The sequence below is a fragment of the Fluviirhizobium alvei genome, assembly GCF_030551875.1.
Classification (GTDB): Bacteria; Pseudomonadota; Alphaproteobacteria; order Rhizobiales; family Rhizobiaceae; genus Rhizobium_E; species Rhizobium_E alvei.
The window spans coordinates 131696-141092 of the sequence record NZ_JAUOZU010000016.1 but is presented as its reverse complement, the minus strand read 5'-3'; the positions used below and the strand labels follow the sequence as shown (position 1 = coordinate 141092).

Genomic DNA, 9397 nt, shown 5'->3' with positions numbered 1-9397 from the left:
AAAAACAGGCCGCATGAGGCCAGATTAGAAACCCGAGACTCTCCCGAAAACTGGAGGGAATTTGGGTCTCAGGTCACAGGCCAAAATCCCGATGACGGATGTAGAGATCAACCGTCGCCTGAATGTCCCCGCCAAGCTCATAAAGAGACCGAGCCCGAAGATAAGAGCGCATCCGTTGGCGATCGGTCAATGTCCGACCGACAAATGCGGCAAGGCACGAGCCTAACCTTCGATGGAAAAGATGTAGTCCGTCTCTTGCCGCAACACGTCTCCAGGCATGAGAACCGCATTCGGAAATTGTGGCTGATTCATCGAATCAGGCCAGACCTGGGCCTCGAGGCAAAAGCCCGCGAAGGGACCGTAAATGCGTCCCTCAAGCCCCGTAACCGGGACACCAATGCCGGCGCCCGCATAAAACTGCACACCGGGCTCTGTCGTCGCCATTCGCATATGCACGCCCGAGGTTGGGCTCATCGCATGCGCGACCGCGCGTTTGGCGACCCGGTCCGACGAGAGGCAGTAATTGTGATCATAGATGAAGGGCTGACCCTCCACCTTCAGTCCGACCGGTTTCATGGTCCGGAAATCGAACGGGGTGCCGGCGACATCGGCAATCCTGCCAACGGGAATGAGATCCGAATCGATGGGCAGATAACCGTCGGCGGCAATCGAGAGCATCTGGGCGTCCGCGGTCGCACTGCCATCGAGATTGAAATAGGAATGCTGGCAGACGTTCGCGATCGTCGGCTGGTCAGAGACAGTTTCATAGACGATATTGAGAACGCCATCGGGCAGAAGGCGATAGACACAGGTTGTGACACAGTTGCCAGGATAGCCCATATGGCCATCGGCTTCTTCGATGCGCAGGGTTACATGCGAAGGACCCTGGTCGACAATCTCCCAGTTGCGCGCACCAAACCCGGCCCGCCCGCCATGCAGATGCGTCTTGTCGTTATCGTTTCGATCAAGCTCGAAATCCTGTCCATCGATTGAAAACCGACCGCGTGCGACCCGATTGGCGTAGCGACCCACCGTCGCGCCGAAATAGGGGGAATGTGCGAGATAATCTTCGAGCCGATTTAGGCCGAGTACCAGCGGTGCCGCATGACCTTCCAGACGCAGATCCTGGATGATGGCGCCCCATGTCAGGATCGATGCGGTAAGACCACCGCCTTCAATCACCAGCTGCAGGACCGGTTCGCCGGCGGGGCCGGTTCCAAAGAATTCAGTGCCCACGCTCTTCCCTTCCCGTGTCACATGAGGAGGTGCGGAAATTGTATGATTTTTCGAGCGATGGCAACAGAAGATTGCCGTAGACCGACAGTCCGCCTTAACGGGTGGGGACCGGCGTCGGGCCGCGATAGTCGTAGAAGCCACGACCGGATTTGCGGCCGAGCCAGCCGGCTTCGACATATTTCACCAGAAGCGGGCAGGGACGATACTTGCTGTCCGACAGGCCCTCATGCAGCACCTGCATGATCGACAGGCACGTATCCAGGCCGATGAAATCGGCGAGCTGCAACGGCCCCATCGGATGATTGGCGCCAAGCTTCATTGCCGTATCGATGGCATCGACGCTGCCGACGCCTTCATAGAGCGTATAGATGGCCTCGTTGATCATCGGCAACAGGATGCGGTTGACGATGAAGGCCGGAAAATCTTCAGCGACGGTAATGACCTTGTCGAGGGTGCTGACAAACTGCTTGGCGGCAACGAAGGTCGGTTCATCGGTCGCAATGCCGCGCACCAGCTCCACGAGCTTCATCACCGGCACGGGGTTCATGAAATGAATGCCCATGAAACGTTCCGGCCGATCGGTTGCCGAGGCGAGACGGGTAATCGAAAGCGAAGATGTATTGGTGGCCAGAATGGCTTCAGGCTTCAGGATTGGACAGACGGTCGCATAGATCTTGCGCTTGACGGCTTCGTCTTCGGTCGCAGCTTCGATCACCAGATCGGAAGAGGCAAGGTCGTTGACATCCGAGGTGCCGGTGATCAGCGCCAGAGCAGCACTACGGGCATCGTCCGTGATTTTCCCGCTCACCACCTGGCGGGCAAGATTGCCATTGACCGTGGCAAGAGCGGCTTCCACCCTTTCGGCGGAGAGGTCGTAGAGATGCACCCGATGGCCGGCAACAGCCGCCACCTGGGCGATACCGCAGCCCATCTGACCCGCACCGATGATCCCGACATTCCTGATTTCGCTGCCCATGACTTTTCCCGTCGTGCAGGTCCGGTTTTTGTTTTGATTGTCCGGACGTTTAAGGCCGGGCTCGCTCTCACTCGCTGCCCGGCCCTGTGATACTTCCTATCCGTCGAGATTTCCAGCCTTTTCTCGCATTTGCGAAGGGCTGGTTAACAGGCCCGGATCAGAGTGCCTTTTCAAGCTCCGGCAGGGCTTCGAAGAGATCCGCAACGAGTCCGAAATCGGCGACCTGGAAGATCGGCGCTTCTTCATCCTTGTTGATCGCAACGATGACCTTGGAGTCCTTCATGCCGGCAAGATGCTGGATTGCACCCGAGATGCCGCAGGCGATGTAGAGCTGCGGCGCCACGACCTTGCCGGTCTGGCCGACCTGCCAATCGTTCGGCGCATAGCCGGCATCGACGGCAGCGCGCGAAGCGCCGACAGCCGCACCGAGCTTGTCGGCGACTGGAAGGATCACTTCCTGGAACTTTTCCGACGAACCGAGCGCGCGACCACCCGAGATGATGATCTTGGCCGAGGTCAGTTCCGGACGGTCGGACGACGACAGCGCATCGGCGACATGGCTGGAGAGACCCGGATTGCCCGCAGAAGCGATGGCTTCCACCGCAGCCGAACCGCCTTCGGCGGCAGAGGCAAAGGAGGCCGTGCGCACGGTGATCACCTTCTTGGCTTCGCCAGACTGAACGGTCTGGATCGCGTTGCCGGCATAGATCGGACGCTTGAACGTGTCAGACGAAACCACTTCGATGATTTCGGAAATCTGAGCTACATCGAGAAGGGCAGCGACGCGCGGTGCAACGTTCTTGCCCGAAGCGGTGGCGGCAAACAGGATCGTGTCATAAGCGCCGGCGATCGAAACGATCAGGGCAGCAAGCGGCTCAGCCAGCTGATGGGCGTAATCCGCACCATCGGCGAGCAGAACCTTGGAGACGCCCGAGAGCTTGGCGGCAGCGTCCGCTGCAGCCTGTGCACCCGAACCGGCGACCAGCACATGGACGTCCGAACCGATCTTGGTGGCAGCAGAAAGCGTCTTGGCAGTCTGGTCGGAAAGGGTTGCGTTGTCGTGATCGGCAACAAGAAGAATGGTCATGGAAAGATCCTTCCCGGAAATTAGAGAACGCCAGCGGTCTTGAGGCTGGAGACCAGCTCGGCAACCGACTTGACCTTGACGCCAGCCTTACGGCCTTCCGGCTCCTCGGTCTTAATGACCTTGAGACGCGGGGTGACATCGACGCCAAAATCGGCCGGCGCCTTCTTGTCGAGCGGCTTCTTCTTGGCCTTCATGATGTTCGGAAGCGAAGCATAGCGCGGCTCGTTGAGACGCAGGTCGGAGGTGACTACGGCCGGAAGCTTGACATTGATCGTCTGCAGGCCGCCGTCGACTTCGCGGGTAATGTCGGCGGAACCGTCCTTGATGTCGACCTTGGAAGCGAACGTTGCCTGCGGCCAGCCGAGAAGCGCCGAGAGCATCTGTCCGGTCTGGTTGGAATCGTCATCGATCGCCTGCTTGCCGACGATCACGAGACCCGGCTGTTCGGCTTCCGCAACACCCTTGACGATCTTGGCGACGGCTAGCGGCTCGACGGTTTCGTCGGTTTCCACCAGGATCGCGCGATCCGCACCCATGGCGAGCGCCGTACGCAGCGTTTCTTCCGCCTTGGCAGGACCGACGGAGACGACCACAACTTCGCTCGCCTTACCGGCTTCCTTGAGACGAAGAGCCTCTTCCACCGAGATTTCGTCGAACGGGTTCATCGACATTTTCACATTTGCGAGTTCAACGCCCGAACCATCGGGCTTCACCCGGATCTTGACGTTGTAATCCACAACGCGCTTAACCGTTACGAGGATTTTCATCGGCTTCCTTCCTTTTGAGCTCCATCAGGAAAATGCGACATTTGCATGCTGTCCTGATTGTCTGTGGGCGGCAGTTTTAAGCACGATTTTCGTCATTTCATAGTGCCTAAACGCTGTGCAATCCCTAAAAATCCACATGTCGCAGCGGGGATATATTCCTCTTACGTTAACGTCAATATGCCGCACTGCACCCAAATCGATTTAGATCTCGAATAAGAGTTTCAGCGACCCCAATGCGGCGGCTGCGGGTTTTGGGTCTCTTCCGTGGCGATATGCTCGACGGCCTTGGGGCTGACGATCGAACGGTCGAACAGAGGCACGGAGCGCCTTTTCATCAGCGGCGTCAGAACGAGGCCTGCAATGAGGCCGCCGGCATGGGCAGCCCAGGAGACACTTCCTTCTGTATCGACCACAAGCATATAGAATTGCTGGCCGATCCAGAAGAGAAGCGGAATGAATGCCGGCAACGGCAGCGGCAGCCTCCAGAGCACGAGAACCCAGATCCTCACTTTCGGATGCAGGAGAAAATAGGAAGCGACCACGCCGGAAATGGCACCGGACGCACCAATCAGGGGCCCTTCGGAAGCCGGTTCGAGAAAGCCGTGGAACCAGGCCGCAGCTGCCGCACAGATGAGATAAAACAGAAGGAAGCGCACATGGCCCATCGCGTCTTCGACATTGTCGCCGAACACCCAGAGGAAAAGCATGTTGGATGCGATATGCATGAAATTCGCGTGCAGGAAGGCATAAGTCACATATGTGAAATTCTCCGGCACCATCACAAGCGTCGGATCGAGATGGGCATTGCCAAAGATGAGCGCGGGTATGAAACCGAGCCCCATCGAGGCACGCGAGGCGAAATCCTCGTTCGCCGCGGCTCCTGTCGCGAGCCATACCAGCACATTTACAGCGATCAGGCCAAGCGTCACATATTGTAGACGGATATGCTTCAGCGCGTTGACATCATAGAGCGGCACGAACATTCCGGCGTCCTCCTCGCAACGGCCAGGTCAGCGATTGCCTCCCGGAACCCAAAGCACATCATCAGCGCCGCGGTTATTGGCGTAACGGGCCGCAACGAAAAGATAATCGGAGAGGCGGTTGATATATTTCAGCGCCTCCGGCGAAACCACTTCTCCTGCATCCGCCGAAAGCTCAACCATCAGCCGCTCGGCGCGACGGGACATGGTTCGGGCGAGATGCAGATGCGCCGCCAATGCCGAGCCCCCGGGAAGCACGAAGGAATTGAGCGGCTGAAGATCCGCATTGAGCGCATCGATTTCGCGTTCGAGCCTGTCCACCTGGCTCTGGATGATGCGAAGCGGTTCCCATTCCAGTTTGGTGCCCATGTCAGGCGTTGCAAGATCGGCACCGAGATCGAAAAGATCGTTCTGAACGATCAGAAGAACGGCATCGATGTTTGGTACCGTCGCGGCATGAAGGCGTGCCATGCCGATCATGGAATTGACCTCGTCGACGGCCCCATAGGCGTCGACGCGGACATCGCTCTTGAGACGCCGCGGCCCGGTGACCAGTGCCGTCGTACCGTCATCGCCGGTACGGGTGTAGATCTTGTTGAGCTTCACCATCGATCAGCGGCCTCCGCCGGTCAGCCAGAGCGTCAGCATGATAAGGGCGACCGCGAGCGCCTGCAACAGAATGCGGGCCTGCATCAGCTTGTTGGAGAGATTACCGGAGCCGCCGCGCATCATGTTGAAGAGGCCGCGGCCCAGCACGACTAGAACGGCGAACATGACGACGAGCGTCAGGAAGTAGGTGACAGTTCCCATGGAATTTCCCAATCTCAGCCGAGGCTTGCGAGGATGCGATAGAAAAGCCGGCTCGGAAGCAGGCGCTTGAGTAATACGCCGCGTCGCGCCGGTTGGGTCACCACATAATGTGGTTTGGGCCGCCGGGCGGTCAAGGCATGGCGCAACACATCGTAAACCGCTTCGGGGCCGAGCTTGCCCTTGACGCCGGCGCTTTCGCCGCGAAGACGCTGAAGCTGTTTCTGGTATTCGACGCGGTGCACCGATCCTTCGAGGTCGATGTTCTTTTCGATATGCAAGAGCGCATTAGCAGTGAACTGCGACCGGATCGGGCCCGGTTCGATCAGGCTCACCGATATGCCGGAACCGCGCAGCTCCATCGCCATGGTGATGGACAGGCCCTCGAGCGCATATTTCGAAGCGTTGTAGGCGCCGCGCCAGCGATAGGGAACGATGCCGAGGATGGAAGAGCATTGGACAATGCGACCGTGCCCCTGCTTGCGCATGACAGGAATGATGAGCCGCGTCAGTTCATGCCAACCGAAGAAATTAGCCTCGAACTGCTGTCGAAGCACATCGGTCGCGAGATCTTCGACCGCGCCTGGCTGGCCATAGGCGCCATTGTTGAACAGCGCATCGAGAGTTCCGCCGGTTCGTTCAAGCACATTGGCCACAAGCGCATGGATCGAGCCGGTATCGGTGTAATCCATGAGGAAGCTTTCGATTCCGGCCGCTTCCAGTTCGCTCTGATGCTCCGGCCGTCGCACGGTCGCAAACACCCGCCAGCCGTCTTCCTTGAGTTTTCTGGCACAATGGGCGCCGATTCCCGAGGAGGCGCCGGTGACAATAATGGTCGGTTTTTCTGCCACGCTTCGCTACTTTCTGTACAAAGGCCAGATTGTTTCCCATATTCGAACCAGCGTTACAACAGCTCTCGGGAGAAGGAATGCCGGCAATCATCCGCGTGATCTGGAAAGTGGTTTTCGATGCGATCTGGCATTTCACCGAGGATGACGGCTGGGCAATGGCCAGCCATGTCGCGCTCTCCGCCCTGCTCGCCATCTTCCCCTTTCTGATCTTCGGCACGACGCTGGCGAACTTTCTCGGTGCCGATCAGTTTGCCGATACCGCCGTTCACCTGATCTTCGATCGCCTGCCGAAAGAAATCGCAGCGCCGATCTCCAAGGAAGTGGTCGCGGTTCTCACTACGCCGCGCGGGGGATTGCTAACCGTCTCGGTTCTGGCCGCGGCCTATTTTGCGTCCAATGGTGTCGAGGCCCTGCGGATTTCGCTCAACCGCGCCTATCGGGTCTATGAGCCGCGGCGCTGGTATATTACCCGGCTTATCAGCCTGGGTTATGTGATCGGTGCCGTCATGAGCCTGGTCGCCTTGTCGACCTTCCTCGTCTTCGTGCCGCTGGCAATCAAGGATGTCGGTCAGTGGATGCCATGGCTAACGCCGATCGTGTCGGTGCTCGACAACTGGAGCAGTTGGGGCGCCATCGCAACAATCGTTATAGCCCTCTTCATCACACATCTCTATCTGCCGGCCGGACGTCGCCGTTTTTTCGATGTCTTCCCGGGCATATTCCTGACGCTGGTGGCCTGGGTCGCCGGCGCCAAGATTTTCACCTACTATCTCGCCGAATTCGCCAACTATACGGCGACCTATGCCGGTCTGGCATCGATCATGATCGCGCTTGTTTTCCTGTATATGATCGGCGTGATTTTCATGCTGGGAGCGGAAATCAATGCGGCTTTGTTGAAATACCGGGTCCGCTATCTCTTCACCCGCCGCTCAACCCGTGGCCAGGCCGATCCGGCGGCGGATATCTGATGGCGAAAGCCCTGCCAGTCTGAGAGAACGCAAGCCAGTCGAGCCGATGCTTTTTGAAAGCTTGTGGCCGCTTTCGTCCAGGATGAGGCGATGGTGGTGATAGAGAGGTTCCGGCAGGTCAAGCAGCGTTTGCAGCAACCGGTGGACAGGCGTAGCCCAATAAAGATCAAGCCCACGCACCACATGGCTCACTCCCTGCAGTGCATCATCGACCACGACGGAGAGATGGTAGCTCGACGGCGCGTCCCATCGCCAGAGAACGACATCGCCCCAGACCTGTGGGTCGGCACTTATGGTTTCAGCCCGGCCTGATCCGGTCTCCGTCCATCGGAGATTCTGGCCAAAGCGGGCGCAGGCCTTGTCCATATCGAGGCGCCAGAGATGGCGTTCGCCGTCAGCAATTCGTGCTTGCGCCTGCAGGCGGTTTTGCATCCGTTCCTCGGTCGGATAGTGCGGTGTTCCATCCGGGTCGCGGGGCCAGATGCTGCCTGCCGCTTCGGCCGCGGCGACACGCGCCTTGACGGCTGCACGCGACAGGAAGGCAGGATAGACGAGTTCGCGCTCGGCCAACCGCTCCAATGCGGCCCGGTATGCGGCAATATGATCGGACTGCCGACGGGCAGGTCTTTCCCAATCAAGCCCGAGCCATTCCAGATCATCGTAGATCTGGCTTTCATACTCTGGCCGGCAGCGTTGCGGATCGATATCCTCGATCCGCAACAGCATACGGCCACCCGCTTCGCGCGCCATGTCCTGGTTCAAGAGTGCCGAATAAGCATGGCCGAGATGCAACGCTCCGTTCGGGCTTGGTGCGAAACGAAAGACCGGCGTCATTGCGCGTTGGCACGCTCGCGCTTGAGAAGCGAGGGCGCCACGGCAAGCAGGGCGCCGCCCGGCACCAGCAGGCAGGCGACCAGGATTTGCCAGGACGGTTCGGCAAATCCCGAGGCGATCAAAGCCAGGGTCGAAAGAACCGGGGCGGCATAACTTGCGATACCCAGAAGCTGGATGTCGCCATGCTTGACGCCATAGTCCCAGGCATAGAAGGCGGCGCCGACCGGAAAAAGACCCAGACCGACGATCGCCAGCCATTCCGACATCGATGCCGGCCAGACGGTGGTTTCCAGAAACAGATGACTGATCGCCGAAAGCACCGACGTCGCCAAGCAAAAGCCCGTGACTGCATCGGTTGGCACCGCTCCGAAACGGCGGCTGACGAGCGAGTAGGCGGCCCAGGTGAAAGCGCAGGCGAGGGCGGCGGCATAACCGAACATCTTCTGCCCCGTCGTAAACTGGTCAGCGCCACCGGCGCGACCCGACAGGATCAGGACCGCACCGGCAAAGCCGATCATGGCGCCAATGACATGCACAAGGCGCAGCTTCTCGCCCGGCAGCATTGCCGAGCCCAGAACGATAAACAGCGGCCAGAGATAGGCGATCATGCCGGCTTCCGCTGGCGGAGCATTCCGAAGCGCCGAGAAATAGAGAAAATGATAGCCGAACAGGCCGATGATGCCGGTCAACCAGGCCGCCTTGGGCTGGTTCAGGAGTTTGAGCCGTTCCGGTTTTGCCACGAACACTGCAATTCCCGGCATCGATCCGATCAGGAAGGTAATGGCGGCCAATTGAAGAGGAGGCATGGTTCCGGAGGCGGCAGTGAAAAGCGCCAGAAGCGACCACATCAGGATCGCCGTAAAGCCAATCAAGGTTGCTTTGTATTTCAAT

Annotated in this window: 11 protein-coding genes; 1 reads left to right on the top strand and 10 read right to left on the bottom strand. The window is 58.9% G+C overall.

Annotated features, from left to right (window positions below):
- Positions 1-222 precede the first annotated feature (222 nt).
- From Q4481_RS20350 to Q4481_RS20315, 8 genes are all read right to left on the bottom strand, one after another.
- Complete coding sequence (locus Q4481_RS20350) at positions 223-1236, bottom strand: aldose epimerase family protein (RefSeq protein WP_304378229.1); 1014 nt, start codon at positions 1234-1236, stop codon at positions 223-225.
- A gap of 94 nt (positions 1237-1330) precedes the next feature.
- Positions 1331-2212: a 3-hydroxybutyryl-CoA dehydrogenase gene (locus Q4481_RS20345; protein WP_304378228.1), complete on the bottom strand. Its 882-nt coding sequence runs from the start codon at positions 2210-2212 to the stop codon at positions 1331-1333.
- Between the two features lie 157 nt (positions 2213-2369).
- Complete coding sequence (locus Q4481_RS20340) at positions 2370-3299, bottom strand: electron transfer flavoprotein subunit alpha/FixB family protein (protein ID WP_304378227.1); 930 nt, start codon at positions 3297-3299, stop codon at positions 2370-2372.
- 20 nt (positions 3300-3319) lie between these two features.
- On the bottom strand, positions 3320-4066 hold the full coding sequence (locus tag Q4481_RS20335) for an electron transfer flavoprotein subunit beta/FixA family protein (RefSeq protein WP_304378226.1): 747 nt from the start codon (positions 4064-4066) through the stop codon (positions 3320-3322).
- 221 nt (positions 4067-4287) lie between these two features.
- Positions 4288-5049 (bottom strand): rhomboid family intramembrane serine protease, encoded by a 762-nt coding sequence (locus Q4481_RS20330; RefSeq protein WP_304378225.1) that lies wholly within the window; start codon positions 5047-5049, stop codon positions 4288-4290.
- Between the two features lie 27 nt (positions 5050-5076).
- The gene (locus Q4481_RS20325) at positions 5077-5655 is read right to left on the bottom strand and encodes a cob(I)yrinic acid a,c-diamide adenosyltransferase (RefSeq protein ID WP_304378224.1); all 579 of its coding nucleotides are present in this window, start codon (positions 5653-5655) and stop codon (positions 5077-5079) included.
- 3 nt (positions 5656-5658) lie between these two features.
- Positions 5659-5856: a twin transmembrane helix small protein gene (locus Q4481_RS20320; RefSeq protein ID WP_304378223.1), complete on the bottom strand. Its 198-nt coding sequence runs from the start codon at positions 5854-5856 to the stop codon at positions 5659-5661.
- A gap of 14 nt (positions 5857-5870) precedes the next feature.
- On the bottom strand, positions 5871-6704 hold the full coding sequence (locus tag Q4481_RS20315; RefSeq protein ID WP_304378222.1) for an SDR family oxidoreductase: 834 nt from the start codon (positions 6702-6704) through the stop codon (positions 5871-5873).
- Between the two features lie 77 nt (positions 6705-6781).
- Between Q4481_RS20315 and Q4481_RS20310 the strand changes: the two genes are divergently transcribed.
- Complete coding sequence (locus Q4481_RS20310; RefSeq protein ID WP_304378221.1) at positions 6782-7672, top strand: YihY/virulence factor BrkB family protein; 891 nt, start codon at positions 6782-6784, stop codon at positions 7670-7672.
- On the opposite strand, the gene gluQRS is transcribed toward Q4481_RS20310, so the two are convergent.
- Both gluQRS and yddG read right to left on the bottom strand, forming a co-directional pair.
- Positions 7634-8506 carry a tRNA glutamyl-Q(34) synthetase GluQRS gene (gene gluQRS / locus Q4481_RS20305; protein WP_304378220.1) on the bottom strand — a complete coding sequence of 291 codons (873 nt, stop codon included), beginning with the start codon at positions 8504-8506 and terminating at the stop codon, positions 7634-7636. The genes Q4481_RS20310 and gluQRS overlap by 39 nt on opposite strands.
- Positions 8503-9396 carry an aromatic amino acid exporter YddG gene (yddG, locus tag Q4481_RS20300; protein ID WP_304378219.1) on the bottom strand — a complete coding sequence of 298 codons (894 nt, stop codon included), beginning with the start codon at positions 9394-9396 and terminating at the stop codon, positions 8503-8505. Before yddG ends, gluQRS begins: the two co-directional genes overlap by 4 nt.
- Position 9397: the final 1 nt, after the last annotated feature.